This is a genomic window from Streptomyces sp. NPDC048473, from assembly GCF_043200155.1.
Lineage (GTDB): Bacteria > Actinomycetota > Actinomycetes > Streptomycetales > Streptomycetaceae > Streptomyces.
This window is the reverse complement of sequence record NZ_JBICXE010000015.1, coordinates 25,295-48,332: the sequence shown is the minus strand read 5'-3', so window position 1 is coordinate 48,332 and position 23,038 is coordinate 25,295. Positions and strand designations below refer to the sequence as shown.

21 protein-coding genes are annotated in these 23,038 nt (G+C 69.6%); 13 read left to right on the top strand and 8 right to left on the bottom strand.

Features of this window, described 5'->3' with window-relative positions:
• Positions 1-48 precede the first annotated feature (48 nt).
• From mshD to pstB, 11 genes are all read left to right on the top strand, one after another.
• On the top strand, positions 49-972 hold the full coding sequence (gene mshD, locus ACGFU7_RS23595) for a mycothiol synthase (protein WP_393697974.1): 924 nt from the start codon (positions 49-51) through the stop codon (positions 970-972).
• A gap of 92 nt (positions 973-1,064) precedes the next feature.
• Positions 1,065-1,475, top strand: a complete 411-nt coding sequence (locus ACGFU7_RS23590) for a GntR family transcriptional regulator (protein ID WP_114245740.1) — start codon at positions 1,065-1,067, stop codon at positions 1,473-1,475.
• On the top strand, positions 1,472-2,368 hold the full coding sequence (locus ACGFU7_RS23585) for an ABC transporter ATP-binding protein (protein WP_393697972.1): 897 nt from the start codon (positions 1,472-1,474) through the stop codon (positions 2,366-2,368). The genes ACGFU7_RS23590 and ACGFU7_RS23585 overlap by 4 nt, the downstream gene beginning before the upstream one ends.
• Positions 2,365-3,345 (top strand): ABC transporter permease subunit, encoded by a 981-nt coding sequence (locus ACGFU7_RS23580; RefSeq protein ID WP_393697971.1) that lies wholly within the window; start codon positions 2,365-2,367, stop codon positions 3,343-3,345. The genes ACGFU7_RS23585 and ACGFU7_RS23580 overlap by 4 nt, the downstream gene beginning before the upstream one ends.
• Positions 3,346-3,622: 277 nt before the next feature.
• Entirely contained in the window at positions 3,623-5,878 is a 2,256-nt protein-coding gene (locus tag ACGFU7_RS23575) for an RNA degradosome polyphosphate kinase (RefSeq protein WP_393697970.1), read from the top strand.
• Positions 5,865-6,863, top strand: a complete 999-nt coding sequence (locus ACGFU7_RS23570) for a CHAD domain-containing protein (protein WP_393697969.1) — start codon at positions 5,865-5,867, stop codon at positions 6,861-6,863. Before ACGFU7_RS23575 ends, ACGFU7_RS23570 begins: the two co-directional genes overlap by 14 nt.
• A gap of 113 nt (positions 6,864-6,976) precedes the next feature.
• Positions 6,977-7,387, top strand: coding sequence for an NUDIX hydrolase (locus tag ACGFU7_RS23565; protein ID WP_393697968.1), 411 nt, complete (start codon positions 6,977-6,979; stop codon positions 7,385-7,387).
• Positions 7,388-7,575: 188 nt separating this feature from the next.
• Entirely contained in the window at positions 7,576-8,712 is a 1,137-nt protein-coding gene (gene pstS, locus ACGFU7_RS23560) for a phosphate ABC transporter substrate-binding protein PstS (protein ID WP_393697967.1), read from the top strand.
• Between the two features lie 198 nt (positions 8,713-8,910).
• A complete protein-coding gene (gene pstC, locus ACGFU7_RS23555; RefSeq protein ID WP_393697966.1) occupies positions 8,911-9,906 on the top strand; it encodes a phosphate ABC transporter permease subunit PstC in 996 nt (331 codons plus the stop codon).
• A complete protein-coding gene (gene pstA / locus ACGFU7_RS23550) occupies positions 9,903-10,988 on the top strand; it encodes a phosphate ABC transporter permease PstA (protein WP_393697965.1) in 1,086 nt (361 codons plus the stop codon). The genes pstC and pstA overlap by 4 nt, the downstream gene beginning before the upstream one ends.
• Before the next feature lie 28 nt (positions 10,989-11,016).
• Complete coding sequence (gene pstB, locus ACGFU7_RS23545) at positions 11,017-11,793, top strand: phosphate ABC transporter ATP-binding protein PstB (protein ID WP_393697964.1); 777 nt, start codon at positions 11,017-11,019, stop codon at positions 11,791-11,793.
• A gap of 198 nt (positions 11,794-11,991) precedes the next feature.
• Here pstB and ACGFU7_RS23540 read toward each other — a convergent pair whose 3' ends face one another.
• Both ACGFU7_RS23540 and ACGFU7_RS23535 read right to left on the bottom strand, forming a co-directional pair.
• Positions 11,992-12,990 (bottom strand): anion permease, encoded by a 999-nt coding sequence (locus tag ACGFU7_RS23540; RefSeq protein ID WP_393697963.1) that lies wholly within the window; start codon positions 12,988-12,990, stop codon positions 11,992-11,994.
• Positions 12,991-12,995: 5 nt separating this feature from the next.
• Positions 12,996-13,616: a DUF47 domain-containing protein gene (locus ACGFU7_RS23535; RefSeq protein ID WP_114245730.1), complete on the bottom strand. Its 621-nt coding sequence runs from the start codon at positions 13,614-13,616 to the stop codon at positions 12,996-12,998.
• 200 nt (positions 13,617-13,816) lie between these two features.
• Between ACGFU7_RS23535 and ACGFU7_RS23530 the strand changes: the two genes are divergently transcribed.
• Positions 13,817-14,188 (top strand): metal-sensitive transcriptional regulator, encoded by a 372-nt coding sequence (locus ACGFU7_RS23530; protein ID WP_393697962.1) that lies wholly within the window; start codon positions 13,817-13,819, stop codon positions 14,186-14,188.
• 15 nt (positions 14,189-14,203) lie between these two features.
• Here the strand turns inward: ACGFU7_RS23530 and ACGFU7_RS23525 are convergent, their stop codons facing one another.
• Together ACGFU7_RS23525 and ACGFU7_RS23520 are read right to left on the bottom strand one after the other, a co-directional pair.
• Positions 14,204-14,398, bottom strand: a complete 195-nt coding sequence (locus ACGFU7_RS23525) for a hypothetical protein (protein WP_393697961.1) — start codon at positions 14,396-14,398, stop codon at positions 14,204-14,206.
• A 144-nt stretch (positions 14,399-14,542) separates the two neighbouring features.
• A complete protein-coding gene (locus tag ACGFU7_RS23520; RefSeq protein ID WP_393697960.1) occupies positions 14,543-15,463 on the bottom strand; it encodes a hypothetical protein in 921 nt (306 codons plus the stop codon).
• Positions 15,464-15,864: 401 nt separating this feature from the next.
• Between ACGFU7_RS23520 and ACGFU7_RS23515 the strand changes: the two genes are divergently transcribed.
• The gene (locus ACGFU7_RS23515; RefSeq protein ID WP_393697959.1) at positions 15,865-17,505 is read left to right on the top strand and encodes an FAD-binding oxidoreductase; all 1,641 of its coding nucleotides are present in this window, start codon (positions 15,865-15,867) and stop codon (positions 17,503-17,505) included.
• Between the two features lie 57 nt (positions 17,506-17,562).
• Here the strand turns inward: ACGFU7_RS23515 and ACGFU7_RS23510 are convergent, their stop codons facing one another.
• The 4 genes from ACGFU7_RS23510 to ACGFU7_RS23495 form a co-directional block, all read right to left on the bottom strand.
• A complete protein-coding gene (locus tag ACGFU7_RS23510) occupies positions 17,563-18,294 on the bottom strand; it encodes a phosphatase PAP2 family protein (RefSeq protein WP_393697958.1) in 732 nt (243 codons plus the stop codon).
• A 304-nt stretch (positions 18,295-18,598) separates the two neighbouring features.
• Positions 18,599-19,621 (bottom strand): NlpC/P60 family protein, encoded by a 1,023-nt coding sequence (locus tag ACGFU7_RS23505; protein WP_393697957.1) that lies wholly within the window; start codon positions 19,619-19,621, stop codon positions 18,599-18,601.
• Positions 19,622-19,732: 111 nt separating this feature from the next.
• Positions 19,733-20,338 (bottom strand): hypothetical protein, encoded by a 606-nt coding sequence (locus ACGFU7_RS23500; RefSeq protein WP_393697956.1) that lies wholly within the window; start codon positions 20,336-20,338, stop codon positions 19,733-19,735.
• Entirely contained in the window at positions 20,335-22,701 is a 2,367-nt protein-coding gene (locus ACGFU7_RS23495) for an alpha/beta hydrolase (protein ID WP_393697955.1), read from the bottom strand. The genes ACGFU7_RS23500 and ACGFU7_RS23495 overlap by 4 nt, the downstream gene beginning before the upstream one ends.
• Between the last annotated feature and the right edge of the window lie 337 nt (positions 22,702-23,038).

Below are 23,038 nucleotides of genomic sequence, written 5' to 3'. Positions count from 1 at the left end.
CAATCGGGCGCCCCCACAACACCCCTCACCCCCCGTACGCTCGTACACATGACGACTGACGTACCTCTCCCCGCCCCCGGACGCGAGATCCAGACGCTCGACGCGCTCTCCCCCGAACAGGCCGGAGCCGTATCCGATCTGCTCGCCGAGGCGGGCCGGTCCGACGGCAGGCAGGCCGTGTCCGAGCAGGGGCGGCTGCAGTTGCGGGGCGGGCGGCGTGAGGGAGTGCGGCATCTGCTGCTCACCAGTGGGCCGACCCTGGTCGGGTATGCGCAGCTGGAGGACACCGACCCCGTCGAGGCGCCGGCCGCCGAGCTGGTCGTGCATCCGGCGCACCGCGGGCAGGGGCACGGGCGGGCGCTGGGTGCGGCGCTGCTCGCCGTGACCGGGAAGCGGCTGCGGGTGTGGGCGCACGGCGGGAAGTCCGCGGCCCGGCATCTCGCGCAGGTCCTCGGCCTCTCCCTCTTCCGCGAACTGCGGCAGCTGCGGCGCCCGTTGAGCCCGCTGGACATCGCGGAGCCGGTACTGCCGCCCGGCGTCACCGTCCGCACGTTCGTGCCCGGCGAGGACGACGCCGCCTGGCTCGTGGTGAACCGTGCCGCCTTCGCCCACCACCCCGAACAGGGTTCGCTGACCCAGCGCGACCTGGACGACCGCAAGGCGGAGCCCTGGTTCGACCCGAAGGGGTTCTTCCTGGCCGAGCGCGACGGCGAGCTGATCGGCTTCCACTGGACGAAGGTGCACGCCGATGAGCACCTCGGCGAGGTGTACGTCGTCGGCATCCGGCCCGACGCGCAGGGCGGCGGGCTCGGCAAGGCGCTCACCGCGATCGGGCTGCGCCACCTGGCCGCCGAGGGGCTGCCGACCGCGATGCTCTACGTCGACGCGGACAACAAGGCGGCCCTGACCGTCTACGAGCGGATGGGCTTCGCCACGCACGAGGTGGACCTGATGTACCGCACGGAGTCCTGAGCAGGCACGCGGCTCACCCGGGGGCGGTGTCGCTTGACGCCGCCCCTTCTTTACGCCACCCTTCCACTACTTCATTAGTGAAAGGGGTGAACATGGCAGAGTCCGCAGCGGTCGAATACCGCATCGACCGGCGCAGCGGCGTCGCCACGTACCTCCAGATCGTCCAGCAGACCAAACAGGCCCTGCGCCTCGGCCTGCTGGAGCCCGGTGACCGGCTGCCCACCGCACGCGAGGTCGTCGAGGCCACCGCCATCAACCCGAACACCGTGCTCAAGGCCTACCGGGAGCTGGAGCGCGAGGGCCTCGTCGAGGCCCGGCGCGGGCTCGGCACCTTCGTCACACGGACCCTCGGCGGCGCTGCCGCCGCCGACGACGCGCCGCTGCGCGCCGAGCTCGCCGACTGGGCCCGCCGGGCCCGCGCGGCCGGACTGGAGAAGGACGACGTGAGCGCGCTCTTCACCGCCGTACTGGACAAGACTTTCGAGGGGGATCAGGCCGGATGACAGGCGCTGCGATCGAGGCCATCGGCCTCGGCATGAAGTACCGGAGCAGGGGCGGGGGCTGGGCGCTGCGCGACTGTTCGTTCCGGCTGCCCACCGGGCGCGTGTGCGCCCTCGTCGGCCCCAACGGTGCGGGCAAGTCCACTCTGCTCGCCCTCGCGGCGGGCTTCCTGCGGCCGGCGGAGGGCACGGTACGGGTGCTGGGCGGGGCGCCCGGCCAGGCGCGGGCCCGGATGGCCTTCGTGGCCCAGGACAAGCCGCTGTACCCGCAGTTGACGGTCGCCGCGACGCTCTGGGCGGGCGCCGAGCTGAATCCCGCCACCTGGGACCAGGACACCGCCGAGCGCATCGCCGGGGAGCTCCCGCGCGACGCCGCGGTCCGCAGCCTCTCCGGCGGCCAGCGCACCCGGCTCGCACTGGCCCTCGCCCTCGGCAAGCGGCCCGAACTGCTCCTGCTGGACGAACCGATGGCCGACCTCGACCCCCTCGCCCGCCACCAGCTGATGGGCGCGCTGATGGCCGAGGCCGCCGAGCGCTCCACCACCATCGTGATGTCCTCCCACATCCTCACCGAGCTGGAGGGCGCCTGCGACTACCTCCTGCTCGTCGACGGCGGCCGGGTCCGCCTCGGCGGCGAGACGGACGACCTCCTCGCCGCGCACACCCTGCTCACGGGCCCTGTACGGGACACCGCCCCGCACACCGTCGTCGAGTCCCGCACGGCGGGGCGTCTGCAGACCGCACTGGTACGGAGGCAGGGCCCCGTGGACGCCACCGTCTGGGAGGCCGCGGAGCCCTCGCTGGAGGAGCTGCTGCTGGCGCATCTGCGGTCGCCGCAAGCGCCCGCTCTGCTGACGCCGAGTGCCGAGGCCGGCAGGGAGGTGGCGGCCGTATGAGCACGATCGCCTTGCGCGGCCCGGCCCGCGTCGTCCTCGCCCAGCACCGGCGGGCCCTTCAGCTCCTGGGCGCACTCCCCGTCCTGGTCGTCGTCGCTCTGGTCGGCGCCTGGCTGTGGACCGACCATGTCGCGGACGCCTTCGCCGCGACGGGCTGCTCGGTCCAGCACACCGTGCCCAGCTGCGGTGACACGGTGAACGACTTCCTCGACCGCCAGTCGTGGATGAGAGAGGTCCTCAACTGGTCCGGCCTGCTGATGATGGTTCTCCCCGCGTTCATCGGGATCTTCGTGGCGGGCCCGGTGATCGGCCGCGAGATGGAGAGCGGCACGTACAGGCTGGCGCTGTCCCAGTCCGTGGCACCCGCCCGCTGGCTCGCCGCCAAGCTCGCCGTGCCCGCCGTCGTGACACTGGCCTCCGTCTCCGTGCTGTCGGCCGCCTGCGCCTGGGCCGGGACACGGGAGAACGCGATACACCACCCGCTGGAGCGGTACGACCGTACGGTGTACGGCTCGATGGGCACCGTCCCCGTCGGATACGCACTGTGCATGCTGGCTCTCGGCGCGCTCGCCGGGCTGGTGCTACGGCGCACCGTCGCCGCGATGGTCGCGACCGTGATCGGATACGGCGCGCTGATGCCCGCCCTGAACACCGTGCGCGACGATCTGTGGCCGGCCCTGACGCGCACGTTCCCGGCAGGGAGCGTCGGCCCCCTCCCCGACGGGGCCGCAGAAGCCGGACGGGGCTGGCTGACCAGCGGCGGCAAAAGGCTGCCCGCCCCCTCCGATGTGTGCCTGAACTCGCCCGCCGACCTCGACAAGTGCCTGGTCGACCACGGCATCACCCGCGCCTACGTCGACTACCACCCCGCCTCGCACTTCTGGCCGCTCCAGCTCGTCGAGACCGGCATCCTGCTCGCCCTGGCCGCGCTCGCCGTCGCCGTCGCCTTCCGGGTGCTGCGCCGCCGTCACGGCTGAAACCCGCTCCAGGTTCCGTTCCGGGCCCCTGCGCGGGGCCCGGAACGGTTCGTGCGGCGTATCCGCGCACCCGCACACCGCTTCCTGCACGTCATGTCGCCGTTACCGGCCATTCAGAGAGGCTTGCGACCCTCTCAGGATGCAGCCAGCTGTGCCGACCCCCCGCAACGGGAGAAATCCCGGCGGAGACCGTGCGAACCACACAAACCGTGAGTTCCCCGCGATCTCCGCACCCTCCGGCGCGCCCTCGGAGCCCCCGACGCGGAAGAATGGGGCCATGAGCCAGCAGCCCAGCTCCGAGGTCCCGGTCCAGCCCACCGTGCAGCCGTCGGTCGGCTCGCTCGCCGCGCACCGGCCGCACGCCGTCGCCTCGTCGGCGTCCAACGGCGCCACGCTGTCGACCCGCGCCGACCTCGATCCCGACATCGACGCCGACGTCGACGCGTACGAACCCGATGTCGACGGCAACGAGCTGCCCCACGGCCGTTTCCTGGACCGCGAACGCAGTTGGCTCGCGTTCAACGAACGGGTGCTCGAACTGGCCGAGGACCCGGCGACGCCCCTCCTCGAACGGGCTAATTTCCTCGCCATCTTCGCCTCCAACCTGGACGAGTTCGTCATGGTCCGGGTGGCCGGGCTGAAGCGCCGTATCGCCACCGGCGTCGCCACCCGCTCCGCCTCCGGACTCCAGCCCCGCGAGGTCCTCGACCAGATCTGGACCCGCTCGCGCGAACTCATGGCCCGGCACGCCGCCTGCTACCAGCAGGACATCGCCCCCGCCCTGTCCGACGAGGGCATTCAGCTGATCCGCTGGCCCGAGCTGACCGAGAAGGAACAGGCCCGCCTGTTCACCTTCTTCCGGCAGCGCGTCTTCCCCGTGCTGACGCCACTGGCCGTCGACCCGGCGCACCCCTTCCCCTACATCTCGGGTCTCTCGCTCAACCTCGCCGTCGTCGTACGCAACCCGGTCAGCGGCCACCGCCACTTCGCCCGGGTCAAGGTGCCGCCGCTGCTGACCCGCTTCCTGGAGGCGTCGCCGCAGCGGTACGTGCCCATAGAGGACGTCATCGCCGCCCACCTCGAAGAGCTCTTCCCGGGCATGGAGGTCCTCGCCCACCACATGTTCCGGGTCACCAGGAACGAGGACCTGGAGGTCGAGGAGGACGACGCCGAGAACCTCCTCAAGGCCCTGGAGAAGGAGCTCATGCGGCGCCGCTTCGGCCCGCCGGTCCGCCTGGAGGTCGAGGAGTCCATCGACCCGTACGTGCTGGACCTGCTGGTACGCGAGCTGAAGGTGTCCGACGCCGAGGTCTACCCGCTGCCCGGACCGCTCGACCTCACCGGACTCTTCGGCATAGCGTCCCTGGACCGGCCCGAGCTGAAGTTCCCCAAGTTCATCGCGGGCACCCACCGCGATCTCGCCGAGGTCGAGTCCGCCTCCGCGCCCGACATCTTCGGCGCCCTGCGCGAGCGCGACGTACTCCTGCACCACCCGTACGACTCGTTCTCCACCTCCGTCCAGGCGTTCCTGGAGCAGGCCGCGAGCGACCCCGACGTCCTCGCCATCAAGCAGACCCTGTACCGGACTTCGGGCGACTCACCGATAGTGGACGCCCTCATCGACGCCGCCGAATCCGGCAAGCAGGTCCTCGTACTCGTCGAGATCAAGGCCCGCTTCGACGAGCAGGCCAACATCAAGTGGGCGCGCAAGCTGGAGGAGTCCGGCTGCCATGTGGTCTACGGGCTCGTCGGCCTCAAGACCCACTGCAAGCTCTCGCTCGTCGTCCGCCAGGAGGGCGACACACTGCGCCGCTACTCGCACGTCGGCACCGGCAACTACCACCCCAAGACAGCCAGGCTGTACGAGGACCTCGGCCTGCTGACCGCCGACCCGCAGGTCGGCGCGGACCTCTCCGACCTCTTCAACCGGCTCTCCGGCTACTCCCGCCGCGAGACCTACCGCCGCCTCCTGGTCGCCCCGAAGTCTCTGCGCGACGGGCTGATCGCCCGTATAAACAAGGAGATCACGCACCATCGGGCCGGGCGCAGCGCCTACGTCCGCATCAAGGTCAACTCGATGGTCGACGAGGCGATCATCGATGCCTGCTACCGGGCCGCGATGGCGGGCGTACCGGTGGACATCTGGGTACGCGGCATCTGCGCGATCCGCCCCGGCGTCGCCGGCCTCTCCGAGAACATCCGGGTCCGCTCGATACTGGGCCGCTTCCTCGAACACTCCCGGGTCTTCTCGTTCGGCAACGGCGGCGAACCCGAAGTGTGGTTCGGCAGCGCCGACATGATGCACCGCAACCTCGACCGCCGGATCGAAGCACTGGTCCGGGTCACCGACCCCGCCCACCGCGCCGCGCTCAGCCGGCTCCTGGAGACCGGCATGGCCGACACCACCTCCTCCTGGCACCTCGGTTCCGACGGGAACTGGACCCGGCACGCCACGGACGCGGACGGCCAGCCGCTGCGGCACGTACAGGAAATGCTCATTGACGCCCGGAGGCGCCGGCGTGCGACGCCATGACCACCAGACGACGCAGGCGGACCTTACGGCAGGGGCGGTGCTCGCGCCCTACCTGCAGGAGCAGGCCGCCGAATTCCTGCGCAGCCTGCGCCTGCACCGCGAGAACAGCGCCCCCACGGACGCCGGAACCCACGCCGCCGAGGAAGCCTCCGGTGCGCTGCGCCGCTCTTCCCGCCGGATCGGCGGCACGCTGCACACCTTCCGGGCGGCGCTGGACGCGGCCTGGGCCGAGCAGCTCCGTACGGAACTGGCCTGGCTGTCGGGCACCCTGGCCCGGGAGCACGCCTACGCGACCCGGCTGAACCGGCTCCTCGAAGCGCTGCACGCCCTGTCCGGCACCTCGCTGCCCGCCGCCCGTACGGGCTCCGGCTCCGATGCCGCCGGTGCCAAGGAGCGCGCCGCCCTCGGCGTCGGCGCGGCCCGGGCCGGGGCGCTGCTCGAACGGCAGCTGACCCTCGCCCGGACCCGCGCCCACTCCGCGGCGCTCCAGGCGCTCGGCTCCTCCCGCTTCCACGCGGTGGCCGACGCCGTCGCGCTGCTCGCCTCCGAGGTGCCGCTCGCCGCGGCGGCCACGGCTCCGGCCGAGGAGATGCTGCACGGGCCCGCCGACCGGGCCGAACAGCAGCTGCTCGGTGCGGTGGCCGCGCTCCCGTCGGACGAGGCGGTCGAGCCGTACAACGAGGCGCAGGACGCGCCCTGGCACCGGACCCGGCTGCTGCTGCGGCTGCACCGGTACGCCCACGAGGTGGTACGGGGCGCCCCCGACCCGGTCCTGGCCGCGCCGGGGCTCGCGCTCGATCTGCACCGGGATGCGGCGGAGGCGGCCGCGGCGGCGGCATCGGCGGCCCGCACGCCCCGGATCGCGCCCGCGACCGCGTACGCCCTGGGGGTGCTCCACGCCGATCAGCGGCACGAGGTGGAGGCGGCGCGCAGCGTGTTCCGGGAGAGCTGGCCGTACGCGACCGCGGCGGTGATCGCACCGTGAGCGGGCCGGTACGCGACCGCGGTGGTGATCGCACCGTGAGCGGGCCGGTACGCGACCGCGGTGGTGATCGCACCGTGAGCGGGCCGGTACGCGACCGCGGTGGCAAACGCGCCGTGAGCGAGCCCGTGCTCGCCGCGGGGTGCGTGCTGTGGCGCCGGCCGGAGCGCTCGGGCGAGCTGGAGGTCTGCCTGGTCCACAGACCTCGTTACGACGACTGGTCGCATCCGAAGGGCAAGCTGAAGCGCGGCGAGTCCGCGCTGGACGCCGCCCGGCGCGAGGTCCTGGAGGAGACGGGCCACCACTGCGCACCGGGTGCCCCGCTGCCCACGGTCCGGTACGCCGTGAACGGGCGCCCCAAGGAGGTCACCTACTGGGCGGCCGAGGCGACCGGCGGCTCCTTCGTACCGAACGCAGAGGTCGACCGGGTGAGCTGGCTCTCCCCGGCGGCGGCCCGGACCCGCCTCACCCAGCCCCACGACCGGGATGTGCTGGACGCCTTGCTCGCCGGCCTGCCGAGCACCTGACCGGGCCCCAGAACCGCACCGTCCGACACGGTTCACCTCCCGTTCACTCTCTCCCGTAAACCGCTTCACCTGTTCTGCCTAACTTCGGCTGTGCACGGTGCGCGGCGCAACGCCGCAGCACCCACCACATCGCACGCCGTCGTAGAACGAAAAAGACCTCGGCGGCTCCTGGAAGGAACACCCGAAAAGTGAAGCTTCAGCGCAAGAACCGGCTTCGTGCCACCGCGCTCGGTGCCCTCGCCGTCTCCGGCGCCCTGGTCCTCACGGCGTGCGGTTCGGACAACAACAGCGACGGGTCCACCGGCGGCAACGGCGGCAAGACGAACGCCGCGTCGAACATCAAGTGCGACGACGCCAAGGGCCAGCTGCTCGCCTCCGGCTCCAGTGCGCAGAAGAACGCCATGGACCTCTGGGTCAAGAACTACATGGCCGGCTGCTCGGGCGTCGAGGTCAACTACAAGGGGTCCTCCTCCGGTGACGGCATCATCGCCTTCAACCAGGGCACGGTCGGCTTCGCCGGTTCCGACTCGGCGCTGAAGCCCGAAGAGGTGGCCGACTCGAAGAAGATCTGCAAGGGCGGCCAGGGCATCAACCTCCCGATGGTCGGCGGCCCGATCGCCATCGGCTTCCACCTGGAGGGTGTCGACAGCCTCACGCTGGACGCCCCCACCCTCGCCAAGATCTTCGACGGCAAGATCAAGAAGTGGAACGACCCGGCGATCGCCAAGCTCAACAGCGGCGCGAAGCTCCCGGACAAGGCCATCCAGGCCTTCCACCGCACCGAGGACTCCGGCACCACCCAGAACCTCGGCAAGTACCTGGGCGCAACCGCCCCGAGCGACTGGAAGTACGAGGCCGAGAAGAAGTGGCCGGCCCCCGGTGGCCAGGCCGCGTCCGGCTCGGCCGGTGTCGCCGCCCAGGTGAAGCAGGTCGACGGCGCGATCGGCTACTTCGAGCTCAGCTACGCCACCTCGCAGTCGATCTCCACCGTCGACATCAACACCGGTGGCTCCGCCCCGGTCAAGGCGACCCCGGAGAACGCCTCCAAGGCCATCGCCGCCGCCAAGATCAAGGGCACCGGCAAGGACCTGGCGCTCGACCTCGACTACACCACCAAGGCCGAGGGTGCGTACCCGATCGTCCTGGTGACGTACGAGGTCGTCTGCGACAAGGGCAACAAGGCCGAGACCCTGTCCACGGTCAAGTCCTTCCTGAACTACACCGCCGGTGACGACGGCCAGAAGCTCCTCACCGACGCCGGTTACGCGCCGATCCCGACCGAGATCAACGCGAAGGTCCGCGAGACCATCGCCTCCCTCTCGTAACCGAGGCACGCAAGCCGAGGCACGCGGCCGAAAGCACGCAAGCCGAGGCGCGCAAGCACCACCAGTAACACCGTCAGCAACACCAGCAACACCCGGCAAGGCCGGTCCGGTGCACCCTTCCGGACCGGCCCGCCACCACCCATCCGGTGCACCGCCGCCAGGGGAGCCCACCGCTCCCCCACACAGACCGGAAAGACCATGGCTTCCACCACACCGATAGACACGCCGCCGGCACCGCCGGTGGCGCGCAAGCGCGCCAGGCCCAAGACCGGGCGCGCGGGCGACAAGGTCTTCCTGGGCCTCTCCAGGGGCTCGGGCATCCTGCTGCTCGTGATCATGGCGTCGATCGCCGTGTTCCTCACCTACCGCGCCGCGCTCGCCGTGTCCAAGGACGAAGGCAACTTCTTCACCACCTTCGACTGGAACCCGGCCGGTGACCCGCCGGTCTTCGGCATCGCGGTCCTCCTCTTCGGCACGATCGTCAGCTCGGTCATCGCGATGGCCATCGCCGTCCCGGTCGCTGTCGGTATCGCCCTGTTCATCTCGCACTACGCGCCGCGCAAGCTGGCCGCGCCCCTCGCGTACGTCGTCGACCTGCTCGCCGCAGTGCCGAGCATCGTGTACGGCATCTGGGGCGCCCTCGTCCTGGTCCCGTACCTGGAGGGCCTGAACCTCTGGCTCGACCAGTTCTTCAGCTGGACGTACCTCTTCGAGAAGACCGAGGTCGGCGTCGCCCGGTCGCTCTTCACCGTCGGCATTCTGCTCGCGATCATGATCCTGCCGATCGTGACCAGCATCAGCCGCGAAGTCTTCCTCCAGGTCCCGAAGATGAACGAGGAAGCCGCCCTCGCCCTCGGCGCCACCCGCTGGGAAGTCATCCGCCTCTCGGTGCTCCCCTTCGGCCGCTCCGGCGTGATCTCCGCCTCGATGCTGGGCCTGGGCCGTGCGCTCGGCGAGACGATGGCCGTCGCCACGGTCCTGTCGCCGAGCTTCATCATCTCCGGGCATCTGCTCAATCCGGGTGGCGGAACCTTCGCCCAGAACATCGCCGCGAAGTTCGACGAAGCCAATGAGCTCGGGCGCGACGCCCTGATCGCCTCCGGCCTCGTGCTCTTCATCCTCACCCTGCTGGTCAACGGCGCGGCCCGGCTGATCATCGCCCGCCGCAAGGAATACTCGGGGGCCAACGCATGAGCCAGGCAGCCAACACCGGCATCCAGGAACGCCCCACCCCGATGGCGCCCGCACGCAGGACCAGCCTCAGCAGCCGAGCCCTGCCCCGCTGGGCCCCCCTCGCCTTCGCGGCCATCGCGATCGCACTGGGCGTGGGCACCGGCGCGGCGGCGGGCTGGCGCAGCCACACCCAGTGGGGACTGTTCTCCGCCCTGCTCTTCCTCGTCATCTCGTACGTCACGACGACGGTCGTCGAGAACCAGCGCCAGGCCAAGGACCGCCTCGCCACCAGCATCGTCTGGGTGTGCTTCCTCCTTGCCGTCGTCCCGCTGTTCTCGCTGATCTGGACCACGGTCAGCCGTGGCGCCAAGGTCCTCGACGGTTACTTCCTGACCCACTCCATGGCCGGTGTCCCCGGCATCGAGCCGGGCGGCGGCGTCTACCACGCGCTGATCGGCACTCTGGAGCAGGTCGGCCTCGCCACCCTGATTTCCGCCCCGATCGGACTGCTGACCGCCGTCTATCTGGTGGAGTACGGCAAGGGCGCGCTCGCCAAGGCCGTCACGTTCTTCGTCGATGTGATGACAGGTATCCCGTCCATCGTCGCCGGTCTCTTCATCCTGTCGATCATGCTGATGACGCAGCTCCAGCCGTCCGGCGTGATGGGTTCGCTGGCCCTGTCGATCCTGATGATCCCGGTCGTGGTCCGCTCCACCGAGGAGATGCTCAAGCTCGTCCCGAACGAGCTCCGCGAGGCATCGCTCGCCCTCGGCATCCCGAAGTGGCGCACCATCCTGAAGGTGGTCATCCCCACCGCGATCGGCGGCATCACCACCGGTGTGATGCTCGCGATCGCCCGGATCGCCGGCGAGACCGCGCCGATCATGCTGCTGGTCTTCGGCAGCCAGCTGATCAACTCCAATCCCTTCCAAGGTGCACAGTCCTCGCTCCCCTTCTACATCTGGGAGCAGTACAAGATCGGCAGCGAGCCGTCGTACGACCGTGCCTGGGCCGCCGCTCTGGTCCTGATCGCCTTCGTCATGATCCTCAACCTGGTGGCCCGCGGCATCGCCCGCTGGAAGGCCCCGAAGACCGGCCGCTGACCGCGGCACGAAAGAAGCAGTGATTCAGATGGCCAAGCGCATCGACGTCAGCGGCCTGTCCGCCTACTACGGCTCCCACCTCGCCATCGAGGACATCTCGATGACCGTGGAGCCCCGCTCCGTGACCGCCTTCATCGGCCCGTCCGGCTGCGGCAAGTCCACCTTCCTGCGCACCCTGAACCGCATGCACGAGGTCACCCCCGGTGGCCGCGTCGAGGGCAAGGTGCTGCTGGACGACGAGAATCTGTACGGGGCGAACGTCGACCCGGTCACCGTGCGCCGCACGGTCGGCATGGTCTTCCAGCGTCCGAACCCGTTCCCGACCATGTCGATCTTCGACAATGTCGCGGCGGGCCTCAAGCTGAACGGCTCGTACAAGAAGAGCCGGCTGTCGGACGTCGTCGAGAAGTCCCTGCGCGGCGCCAACCTCTGGAACGAGGTCAAGGACCGGCTGAACAAGCCCGGCTCAGGTCTCTCCGGCGGCCAGCAGCAGCGCCTGTGCATCGCCCGCGCGATCGCGGTCGAGCCGGACGTACTGCTGATGGACGAGCCGTGCTCCGCACTGGACCCGATCTCCACCCTCGCCATCGAGGACCTGATCGGCGAGCTGAAGGAGCGCTTCACGATCGTCATCGTGACGCACAACATGCAGCAGGCGGCGCGCGTCTCGGACCGCACGGCGTTCTTCAACCTCGCGGCGGTCGGCAAGCCCGGCAAGCTCGTGGAGATCGACGAGACGGAACGCATCTTCTCCAACCCGTCCGTCCAGGCAACCGAGGACTACATCTCGGGCCGCTTCGGATAACCCCCAGGATGGCCTTGAGGTGCTGCATGGCGGTGCCACCCCAAGGCGAAGGGGTCGCCCCCACTCCCCGCAGAGGGAGTGGGGGCGACCCCATTTCCGCACAACACAAGCAAAATCAAGGACGGCCGGCCACAATCAAGCCCGTCCGGCGATTGAGGACAAAGCGGCCACCGGACGACCCGGTAGCCCCACCGCCCGTCACCCGAACAGCAGCACGACAATCCCGTAACTCGCGGCAGCGACAAGCCCCGCGGCCGGCATCGTGATGAACCACCCCAGGATGATGTTCTTGGCAACACCCCACCGCACCGCGTTCACCCGCTTCGTGGCGCCCACACCCATGATCGCCGAGGTGATCACATGCGTCGTGGAGATCGGCGCGTGAAACAGGAACGCCGAGCCGAACATGATCGACGCCCCCGTCGTCTCCGCGGCGAACCCCTGCGGCGGGTCCAGCTCGATGATCTTCCGGCCGAGCGTCCGCATGATGCGCCAGCCACCCGCGTACGTACCCAGCGAGAGCATCAGTGCGCAGACGAGCTTCACCCAGACCGGAATCGGGTCGCTCGGGCTCTCGACATCGGCGATGACCAGGGCCATCACGACGACACCCATCGTCTTCTGCGCGTCCTGCAGACCGTGGCCGAGCGCCATGCCCGCGGCCGAGACCGTCTGGGCGATCCGGAAGCCGCGCTTGGCCTTGTGCGGGTTGGACTTCCGGAACATCCACATGATCGCGACCATCACCAGATAGCCGACGACCAGGCCGATGACCGGCGAGAGGAACATCGGGATGACGACCTTGTCGAGCACCCCGTCCCAGTGCACCAGCGTCCCGCCGGCGAGCGCCGCACCGACCATGCCGCCGAACAGCGCGTGCGAGGACGAGGACGGCAGCCCGAAGTACCAGGTGACGAGGTTCCAGATGATCGCACCGACGAGCGCGGCGAAGAGGATTCCCATCCCCTTGTCCCCCTCGGGGGTCGCGATCAGACCCTCACTGACGGTCTTGGCGACACCGCTGCCGAGGAATGCACCGGCAAGGTTCATCACCGCGGCCATCGCCAGCGCCGCACGTGGTGTCAGTGCACGGGTGGAGACGGACGTGGCGATGGCATTCGCCGAGTCGTGGAAGCCGTTCGTATACGTGAAGCCGAGCGCGACACCGATGGTCACGATCAGCGCAAAGGTGTCCACGTGGTTCAGGACTCCTTGACCGCGATGGTCTCCACCGTGTTGGCAACATGCTCGAACGCGTCGGCGGCCTCTTCCAGCACATCCACGATCTGCTTGAGCTTCAGCACCTCCATGGCGTCGTACTTGCCATTGAAGAGGTGGGCCAGCAGCTTGCGGTGGATCTGGTCGGCCTGGTTCTCCAGACGGTTGACCTCGATCCAGTACTCGGTGAGGTTGTCCATCGTCCGCAGACCCGGCATCGCCTCGGCGGTCAGCTCGGCAGCCCGGGCCAGCACCTCGATCTGCTGCGCGACACCCTTGGGGAGTTCCTCGACCTGGTACAGCACGACCAGGTCGACGGCCTCCTCCATGAAGTCCATGATGTCGTCGAGCGACGATGCGAGGTTGTAAATGTCCTCGCGGTCGAACGGCGTGATGAAAGAGGAGTTCAGCTGGTGGAAGATCGCGTGGGTGGCATCGTCCCCCGCGTGCTCCGCTGCCCGCATGCGCTCCGCGATCTCGACTCGGGAGGCAGAGTCCGCCCCGAGCAGTTCCATCAGGAGTTTCGAGCCCGTGACGATGTTGTCCGCGGATGCGGAGAACATGTCATAGAAGCTCGTCTCCCTGGGGGTCAGACGAAAGCGCACGTGGGGTCCTCGGGATGCTTTGGATTCGGTCAGGCTGATGCTAGGCGCATCATCCGGCCACGGCTAACCGGCATTCTTCAGTGTCGCGCATCGGGCACGGTGATCAGCACGGGCCCCCGGTCACGTTTCGGCAGAATTCGTTAGGATATACCCACCAGGGGTATATAGACGGCAGGGTAAAGGGAAAACGGGAGGCAGTAATGACCACCACCGAGGCCACCGGGACCACCACCGCCACCGCGGAGACGGAAGCGGAGACGGAACCGGTCGTCACCGACCACGACCGGGGTATACACGGCTATCACCACCAGAAGGCCGAGCACCTCAAGCGGCTGCGCCGGATCGAGGGCCAGATCCGCGGTCTGCAGCGCATGGTCGACGAGGACGTCTACTGCATCGACATACTCACCCAGGTCTCGGCGTCCACGAAGGCACTCCAGTCCTTCGCGCTCCAGCTGCTGGAGGAGCACCTGCGGCACTGCGTCGCCGACGCGGCGGTCAAGGGAGGCGAGGAGATCGACGCGAAGGTCGAGGAGGCCACGAAGGCCATCGCCCGTCTGCTCCGTACCTGATGCGGGGCCAAGCGGTCACCCCCGGTGGTCGGCCTGCCGGGGGACGGCGGTTCGTTCGGCGATCACCCGGACGTTCAGCACCTCGTCGATACGGTCCGCACTGAGCCGTTCCCCGATAGCGGCCGACGCGGCGATCATCAGCTCACCACAGAGCTCGATCTCGGCGAGGGCCACATGGTCAGATACGGTCCGCGTGCTGAGCGTCACCACGTCACTCACCTCTCACTGCCGTCGCCGACTTCCTAGCGTAGGGAGCGGACCACACGCCGCGCATGGCACGGACGGACCATTTCGCGCCCGCCGGCATGCCTACGCCCCCGCCTTCGTCCGTGCCCACGCCCATGTGCCGCCCGGCTATCTCTGTTGGATCTTCCCGGTGTAGATGTCGCGATCGTCCGGCAGCCGTACCGTGACCGGCACCCCGAATCCGTACAGCAGTGTCGTCGACACCACCTCCACCACCGGCCCCTCATTGGCGAAGCTGAACCGGTGGCGCACCTTGCGCAGCCGCCCCTGTTCGTCCAGATACGCGTCGAACGGCACCGTGTCCGTGTGGAACCCTTTCGCCGCCGCGGCCAGCGCCCCACGCGATTTCGGCGAGGCCTCGCGCGCCGCCCGGCCGATGTCCGAGGTCCCCCGGTAGTGCCGCACGGCCACCCCGGCGAGCTCCGTCCTTCCTACGTACGTCACCTGCAGCGCCCCACGCAGCAGTTCGGCGGCGGCCATCGGATCGGTCACCCCGCCGGTGACCAGATTGCCGTCCTCCAGGGTCGTCGTGTCGATCCTGACCCACTTGTCCGCGGGCACTCCGGCGCCGCGGTTCATCATGTAGAGCGCGCCGGGGGCCAGCAGTTCGGTGATGGGACGGTGCTCGTCCTCGCCGGCGGCGTCCTTGGGCAGCACGACCTTGAGCCGGCCCACCTGGTTGCGGAAGTCGTACGTCCCCCGGCCCCTGATCGTCACCCGCGTCCCACCCGCCGCGGTCTCCATCGACGTACGCACCTCGGCGCTTCCGGCCACGGACCGGGCTCCGGCACTCGGGGTGGCCCCGGTTCCGGTCACCGTCCCCGTTCCCGTCCCGCTCGCCGTCCCCGCGAGCACCGCCGCCGCGCGGTGGACCGCGTCGAGGGAGTCGGCCCCGCCCCGTTCATCGGCCATGGCACGGCCGCCGCCGCCACCGCCCGCGCATCCGGCGGTCGCCGCCATCACGCCCACCACGGCAAGGGCGCAGACAGCGCGCGCCCCGCCTCCGGACCTGTGCTGCTGCACCACCATCGCCTGCCAACCCCCAACGACGTACCGCTTGCCCGAGCCCCCCATCCGTTTCGCATAACGACAGCCCGTGTCCCCCGTCACGCCGCTCCCGTGCGCCACACCGCCGGGTGGCCGTGCCCAGTACCGTGGACGGGTGTATGTCCGACACACTGAAGAGGTCCCGCAGACTCCCCCCACCCCCAAGTCCTCCGGGCACGAACCCACAACCGTGGAACGCGGCTCGTTCTGCACCGCCCGCTGCAGCTGCGGCTGGTCCGGGCCGGCCCGCCGCTCCCGGGACCGGGCCCGCACGGACGCCGCGGAACACAGCGCGGTGCCCTGAGCCCTCTCCCACCCTCCTGACCTCTCCCCCCTGACCTCTCCCCACCGACCGGCCCTGAGCGCCATGACCTGGAGGTCCGATGAACCTGCCGACCCTGCCCGACCGGCGCGCCCTGCTCACCGCGGGCGCCGCAGCAGCACTCACCGGCATCACCTCGACCGCCTGCAGCACCGCGTCCGGCTCCGATTCAAGCTCCGGCTCCCGCTCCGGCGGCAACTCTTCCGGTACCTCGGGCACCACGGGCGGCACCACTCCCGCCTCACCGGCCTCATCGGTCGCGTCGAAGCCCTCCCCCTCCGGCCCAGCGAACTGGTCCGCCCTGGCCAAGAGCCTCGACGGCACCCTCGTACGCCCCCAGGACGCGGCCTACCCGACCGCCCGTCAGCTCTACAACACCCGCTTCGACGGCCTGAAGCCCGCCGCGGTCGCCTACGTCAAGCACGAGGCGGACATCCGCGAGTGCCTGGCCTTCGCCCGCCGCACCGCCACCCCCGTGTCCATCCGCAGCGGCGGCCACTCCTACGCCGGCTGGTCGAGCGGCAACGGGCGCCTCGTCCTTGACGTCTCGTCACTGTCCCGCGTCGAGAGGAACGGCACGATCGGTGCGGGCGCCAAGCTCATCGACGTCTACCAGGGCCTCGCCCGTCACGGTCTGACGATCCCCGGCGGCTCCTGCCCCACGGTCGGCATCTCCGGCCTCACCCTCGGCGGCGGCCACGGCGTCGCGTCCCGCGCGTACGGCCTGACCTGCGACAGTCTCACCTCGGCGACCGTCGTCACGGCCGACGGCAAGACCCTCACCGCGGACGCCAAGCACCACCCGGACCTCTTCTGGGCGCTGCGCGGCGCGGGCAACGGCAACTTCGGCGTGGTCACCGAGCTGACGTTCCGTACCCGCCCGGCCCCGCAGACCGTCACCGCGTACATGTCCTGGCCGTGGTCGCGCGCCCGGGCCGTCATCACGGCCTGGCAGGAGTGGGGGCCGTCCCAGCCCGACGAGATCTGGTCCTCCGCGCATCTCGACGCGGGCCCCGGCGGCGGCCACCCGACCGTTTCGGTGGCCGCGTTCAGCCTCGGTACATACGGCGACCTGCAGAACGCCGTCGACCGCCTCGCCGACCGGATCGGCGCCCCGGCCTCCTCCGTCTCGCTGCGCCGCCGCAGCTACCAGCAGTCGATGCTCGTGTACGCGGGCTGCTCGGGCATCACCGACGCCCAGTGCCATCTGCCGGGTACGACGCCCGGCCGCACCCCACAGGGCACGCTCCGGCGCGAGACGTACGCCGCCGCGTCCGACTTCTACGACCGCTCCCTGTCCCCGGTAGGCGTGAGGGCCCTGCTCGACCGGGCCGAGGCGTTCACCCGGATCCCCGTGGCACAGGGCGGAGGCGGCGGCTCCATCGCGCTCACCGCACTCGGCGGGGCGATCAACCGGGTCTCCCCTCAGGCGACGGCGTTCGTCCACCGCCGCTCACGCGTACTCGCCCAGTACATCGGTGCCTGGAGCCCCCGCACGGCGGGCAGCGCCCAACAGGACTGGCTGAAAAACACCCACGCGGCGATGCGCCGGTACGCGTCCGGAGCGGCGTACCAGAACTACACCGACCCGACGCTGACCGGCTGGCGCCGCGCCTACTACGGCACGGCGACCGACCGTCTCACCCAGCTGAAGAAGCAGTACGACCCCGGCCGCCTCTTCGCTTTCCCGCAGGCTCTCTGACGCGCGGTCACGCTCACGGTCACCGCGCCACAGATGGGTCCTGTCTCTGCGCGCCTGCTACGCGGCGAGGTCCTTCTCGCCGTCCCCGCCGCCCGTCCCCGGCCGCGGCTCGGGAATCCCGAACGCCCCGGCGCGCCCGTCGGCCGTTGCCGACGGCACCGGCCGGCGCGAGCGCACGAGCCACCCGAGCCGGTCCGAACGGGAGACGGCCGCCACCAACGGGGTCAGCAGCATCATCGCCAGCGGGGCGAGCAGCAGAGCGGCTGCCGTGCCGAGCGCGAAGCCGCCGATGACATCGGTCGGGTAGTGGACACCCATATAGATCCGGCAGAAGCCTTCCAGCAGGGCGAGAGCGATCGCGGCGATGCCGAACTTCCGGTTGGCCACGAAGAGCCCGACGGCCAGAGCCATCGCCATCGTGGCGTGGTCGCTCACGAAGGAGAAGTCGTTCTTCCCGTCCACCAGGACATCCAGTCCCTGGTGGTCCCGGAACGGGCGCGGCCGCTCCACGAATCCGCGGATCGGGATGTTGATGAGCAGCGCGATCCCGGCGGCGAGGGGCGCCCAGACGATCCCGGCGACCGCCGTCACCGAATCATCGGCCGTGCCGCGCCGGCGCACGCTCCACCAGCACCACAGGACCACCAGGACCATGCCGAGCATGATCCCGTACTCGCCGACGAACTCCATGACCCGGTCGAACCAGGTGGGAGCGGACTTCGCGAGTCCGTTGATGTCGTAGAGCAGGCTGACGTCGGGGTTCGACCCATCCAGTGCGAGTCCAGCCATCTGCTGCGGCCCCTTGCCTTGTCTGCTGCCGCGGTCCACACCCATGTGCACCGCTTTGACGAACCCCCGTGTCGGTTCGATCACTGCGTGGATCGGTACTGCGTCGCTGCTCTGTCCGTGAGGACTTCCCCGATCAGCGCCGCATGGTCAGTGCACCACTGTCAGTCCCCCCAGGGAACGACGCCCCCCGTGCGTACGTTCCACTCTCCACCGAATGATCACCATGACGTTATCGAAGAGTGACTCATCGTCGCAGCTCAGGGCCCAGGCTTCACGGAGAGTTCCGGCCACCGCCGTCCCTGCATCATGCCGCCGGGCGGTCGGCGGGAAGGGTGGTCGGAAGGGCCGCGGCCCCGTCCTTGGTCACACGCGTCGCGCCGAAGTAGTCGGGCGTATCGATCTTGTCGAACCGGATCACGGCCCCGGTGTACGGAGCGTTGATCATGTACCCGCCCCCGACGTACAGCCCCACGTGGTGGATGGCCCGCGAGTTGGCCAGATCGTCCGAGAAGAACACCAGGTCACCGGGGAGCAGCTCGTCCCGCGAGGGGTGCGGCCCGGCGTTGTACTGATCGTTCGCCACCCTGGGCAGCTCGATGTCCACGGTGCGGTACGCGGCCTGGGTCAGCCCCGAACAGTCGAACCGCCCGCCCTGCTCGGCCGTGCCGTTGCCGCCCCACAGGTACTTCGTACCGAGCTTCTTCTGCGCGAAGTAGATCGCCCCGGCCGCCTGCTGCGAGGGCTGCACCCGTCCGACGGGCCGGGCGAAGCTCTTCTCCAGGGACCGGATGATGGTGACGTAGTTCTGCGTCTCCGCAATGTCCGGAACCCCGCCCGACCGGATCACCCGGTACGCACCGGCGTTGTACGCGGCCAGCATGTTGTCCGTCGGATCGCCCGGCACCTTCTTCACGTACCCGGCCAGCTCGCAGTCGTACGAGGCGGCGGACGGAATCGCGTCGGCCGGATCCCATACGTCCCGATCGCCGTCCTTGTCCCCGTCGATCCCGTGTCCGGCCCAGGTGCCCGGGATGAACTGGGCGATGCCCTGGGCGGCGGCGGGACTCTCGGCCCGGGGGTTCCACCCGCTCTCCTGGTACAGCTGAGCGGCCAGCAGGGCCGGGTTGATGGCGGGGCAGAGGTTGCCCCACTTCTGCACCAGGGGCTGGAACTTCGCGGGCACGGCCCCCTTCGCCAGCCCGACGGCTCCGCTGCTGCCGGAGCTGACGAGTCCGGCAGCGGCGGAGTACGTACCGACGACGAGCAGCGCCACGAAGCACATGGCCATGCCGACGCCGATGCCACCGACCACCCAGAATTTCCGCACCCCTCAACCATCCCCCATCGGGGGAGGGTTCATGAGCGATTTCGCGGCTGTGTACGAATCATCCGGGTCATCGGGGTCGTTGACCGGCCACTCCGGCACGCTGACCGGCCATCAGGATGCTCCGGTGGACCAGTAGTCGGAGTGCACATTGGGCCGCGGGAGGGGGTAGACCCCTTCGTAGGCAGGTCCGTTCGGCTTGGAGGCGGAGTCGGCGACCTTCGACTCCTTCACACACGGGCTGTCCGCTTCGAAGAACGCCTGCCCCTTGCCGCGGAAACTCACACTGATGCCGAAGCCGGCCTTCGTCTGCGCGTAGACCGCCGGGAACTCCTTGTCGTTGTTCTTCGCCTTGATGCGGTAGTCGCTCGTGCGCCAGAACTTCTCGACCTGGTCCAGGAAGCTCTGCCGGCGCTCCGCCGACACGATGGTCATCACGGTGCGCCTGCGCGTCACATCGCAGCTGCCCGTCGTCGTCGGGCCGTGCGCCCACTGCACCTCGGGGTCGATCTCCTTGAGCACGGCGTCGAGCATGCCGTCGGACCGCTCGGCGGCCTCCTGCATGTTCATGCCGCTCTCCTCGGTGCTCCTGCTGCCCTTGGTGCTCTTGCTGCTGCCGACGCTCTCGCTGCCGCTCGACTGCCCGTTGTCGTTGCCGCAGCCGGACAGTGCGAAGCCGAAAGCCAGCGCCACCGCAACGATCTGGAACCTTCGCTTCATCGCTGTTCCTCCATCTTGAGCCTGTCGGAGTGTCCCGACACGATCAGAGCGATGCTGTCCGCCGACATAGCGTCTCGTACCGGATCGAAGTAGTTGGAGTGCGCGTCGAAGCTCACGCCGTCCGTGCTGATCAGAGGCTGGCCGGGGGCCACCGGGAATCGACTGGCCCCGAAGGCCTTGCTCGCCGGGTCCTTGCCGAACCAGAGGTCGTCGTCCCCCGGGTCGGCCAGGTCTCCGCCGAAGTATGCACCGGCGGGCCCTCCCAGAAGCATCCCCACCGCGCCCACGACAACCTGTGTCTTGGACGGGAGCTTGGTCACCGGGTCATTGGCCGCGGCGCCGACGAAGACGTGCCCGCTGCCGACGCCGAGGTCCACGGCACGGTCCACGCCCACCCCCGGACTGCCGACCAGGATGATGTCGTCCACCCCCGGAATACCCCCGTCGCGCTGCGTCGCGGCCCCCACGGTGCGTGAACCGTAGGAGTGCCCGATGGCTGTGATGTGCGGGTCCTTGTTCTGGTTGGTGGCCACGATGCCGCCCATGAAGTCGCTGTAGGCCACGCCGCCCTTCTCCGCCCGGCCGGTGCCCGCGACCGCCAGGCTGTGCAGCCCGTCCGGCGTCTGCGGTGCGTCGTATCCGAGCCAGACGATCGACGCGGTGGACTGGTCGTACCCCTGGGAGCCGATGGCCGTGTCACGGGCACGCTTGAGGTCGTTCTTGGCGAATTCCTCGTCGAGGGACGTATTCAGCCCCGGCACATAGGCCGACACATTCTTCGAAGTATCGGGATTCCCGTAGGAGACGATGGCCCGCCCGTTCCCCTCGTCGCCGATACCGATCAGGTACATCGGCGGCTGGCTCCCCTCCTTCAGCTGCCGGTCGATTTCCTTCAACCCCGCCAGCTGGTCCTTCGACGTGGAGTCGGTCTTCCCCTCCAGTTTCGAGATCAGGTCCGGGAGGTTCTTCCGGTTGGCCGCGTCCCTGTCCGCCACCGGGATGCCGTCCAGATTGCCGATCTGGTCCGGGGAAAGGTCGAGGTACTGATCGCGCTGTTGCTGCGTCAGCCCGTTCCACCAGTCCTTGCGCTGGGCTGCGGTGGCATTGCGCGGGATGCGGTCGTTGAGGTAGCCGCGCTCCGCGTCCCGTACCGCCTCCTCGACACGCGTACCGGAGCCGGGCAGCCCGGCAACCGCGCCGCCGCCTCCGCCGGACGCCTTGGTCATGTCCCAGGCGGCGCCTGCATGGTCGCCCTTGCTCCACTTGTCGCCGGCGCCCCGTGCGGCCTGGGCGTACTGGTCGGCGATGCCCTTGGCGGTGTCGCCGGGGTGGACGACCGTGTCGACGACACCGCTGACGTCGCCCCACAGGCCGTCGTCGCCGACGACACCGGTGAAGAAGTTGCCGTCCGAGGGGTGGGAGGAGTTGGTGTCCGGGCTTTGTCTACCCGCGTCGACCTGCGTAGAAGAATCGCCGTTGGTCGAGCCGGAGGAACCGCCGGAGGCGTCGGAGCCGCCGGTGCTGTCCGTGCCGCCGGTACTGTCGGCGCCGCCGGTGCCGCCGGTGCCGCCGGTGCTGTCTGCGCCACCGGAGCCACCGGATGAGGCGGAGCCACCGGATGCGGTGGACCCACCGGAGGTGTCAGATCCTCCGGATGCGGTGGACCCACCGGATGTGTCCGAGCCGCCGGACCCCGTGCCCCCGGTCACGGTCGAGCCCTCGGAGCCCGCACCGCCGGCGGAATCGGATCCGCCCCCGGTCGAAGTGCCGCCGCTGTTACCGCCCTTGCCGGCGACCACATCGACATCGGGTGCCGGGCAGGCACTTCCGGTCAGCTGGCAGATGGCGTTCCGGATCTCCCCGGTCAGCTGCCCGCCGATGCCCGTCGCCACGAGCCCGCCGATGAGGGCCACGACCACGAGGATCATGCCCAGGTACTCCATCGCGGTCTGACCGGCGTCCCGACGCCACTTGATCATCCGCGCGATGCTGAACGGCCGGTGCTCGGCGCGCTGTTCAGGACTGAGCCCGAACCATTCGCGCGATCCGGTCCGGAACAGCAGGACGACGACGACAACCGGCATCACCAGTTGCGTCACACCTTGCCCGCCGGTGTCCTCACTCAGTGCCGCCAGGGCGCCGAGGATGAGCCAGGCGTGCACGGCGAGGAGCCCGCGCCAGATCCAGACGCCGCCGGTCCGCATGTACAGCGACAGTACGAATCCGGTGACGCCGGGCAGTGCGGCGTACAGCACCATGCCCAGGAGGTGACCGTCCACCGCATCGACGGATGAGGCCACGGCCAGCGCGTCGATCGCACCCACGACGGTGGCGGCGAAGAGCAGTCGGACGAGAATCAGCACCGCCTGCAGAGGGCGCGACAACGACTGCCTGCCCGGACGGGCCTCGGCAGCGCTTATGTCGGCGCCACCCGGAACCGCTAATTCTCGTATGCCAGACACGACGAGTCTCCCAGCGTTGTGAGTGGGCGCAGCGACAGTTCAATCGGTCTCTGTATGCGACCACAACAACACCGGGCGCGGCATGGGCCCCAGGGCCCAATGCAAGACTCAAAGTCCCAGGTGGACAGCCCGTCTCTTACCCGCACCGACTGGCTTGTTATGGGTCATTGGGTCGTTGAGGCTGATGACGTGACGTCAGGGCGCCCCGGCGGACCAGAAGGCGGAGCGGACGTTGGGG

Bases quoted from the DNA above. Each gene is read 5' to 3' on its own strand.
- ACGFU7_RS23585 (WP_393697972.1), top strand. From the start codon at position 1,472: ATGACAGGCGCTGCGATCGAGGCCATCGGCCTCGGCATGAAGTACCGG.
- pstB (WP_393697964.1), top strand. From the start codon at position 11,017: ATGGCCAAGCGCATCGACGTCAGCGGCCTGTCCGCCTACTACGGCTCC.
- ACGFU7_RS23500 (WP_393697956.1), bottom strand. From the start codon at position 20,338: ATGAAGCGAAGGTTCCAGATCGTTGCGGTGGCGCTGGCTTTCGGCTTC.
- ACGFU7_RS23590 (WP_114245740.1), top strand. From the start codon at position 1,065: ATGGCAGAGTCCGCAGCGGTCGAATACCGCATCGACCGGCGCAGCGGC.
- ACGFU7_RS23515 (WP_393697959.1), top strand. From the start codon at position 15,865: ATGAACCTGCCGACCCTGCCCGACCGGCGCGCCCTGCTCACCGCGGGC.
- pstA (WP_393697965.1), top strand. From the start codon at position 9,903: ATGAGCCAGGCAGCCAACACCGGCATCCAGGAACGCCCCACCCCGATG.
- ACGFU7_RS23510 (WP_393697958.1), bottom strand. From the start codon at position 18,294: ATGGCTGGACTCGCACTGGATGGGTCGAACCCCGACGTCAGCCTGCTC.
- ACGFU7_RS23580 (WP_393697971.1), top strand. From the start codon at position 2,365: ATGAGCACGATCGCCTTGCGCGGCCCGGCCCGCGTCGTCCTCGCCCAG.
- mshD (WP_393697974.1), top strand. From the start codon at position 49: ATGACGACTGACGTACCTCTCCCCGCCCCCGGACGCGAGATCCAGACG.
- ACGFU7_RS23575 (WP_393697970.1), top strand. From the start codon at position 3,623: ATGAGCCAGCAGCCCAGCTCCGAGGTCCCGGTCCAGCCCACCGTGCAG.
- ACGFU7_RS23530 (WP_393697962.1), top strand. From the start codon at position 13,817: ATGACCACCACCGAGGCCACCGGGACCACCACCGCCACCGCGGAGACG.
- pstC (WP_393697966.1), top strand. From the start codon at position 8,911: ATGGCTTCCACCACACCGATAGACACGCCGCCGGCACCGCCGGTGGCG.
- ACGFU7_RS23520 (WP_393697960.1), bottom strand. From the start codon at position 15,463: ATGGTGGTGCAGCAGCACAGGTCCGGAGGCGGGGCGCGCGCTGTCTGC.